This window comes from Micrococcus sp. GbtcB5, assembly GCF_019091605.1.
GTDB lineage: Bacteria > Actinomycetota > Actinomycetes > Actinomycetales > Micrococcaceae > Micrococcus > Micrococcus luteus.
On sequence record NZ_JAGXJK010000433.1, the window covers coordinates 1 to 239 of the forward strand.

General features: G+C 69.5%; 1 protein-coding gene. It reads left to right on the top strand.

Annotated features, from left to right (window positions below):
• A partial coding sequence (locus tag KVS67_RS13020) for a pseudouridine synthase (protein ID WP_254629386.1) occupies positions 1-239 on the top strand: 239 nt, incomplete at both ends.

Consider the following 239-nt stretch of genomic DNA (forward strand, 5'->3'; position numbering starts at 1 on the left):
CCTCAAGCCCGGGCAGGAGCACCTGTTCCACGTGGGCCGTCTGGTCAACGAGACCGAGGGCCTGCTCATCCTCACCAACGCCGGTGAGCTGGCCAACCGCCTCACCCACCCCAGCTACGAGGTCCCCAAGGCCTACGTCGTGCAGACCCGCGGCCCGCTGGCCATGGGCGTCTCCAACCGGCTGCGCGAGGGCGTGGTACTGGTGGACGGCGTGGCGCAGGTCGACTCGTTCAAGCTCG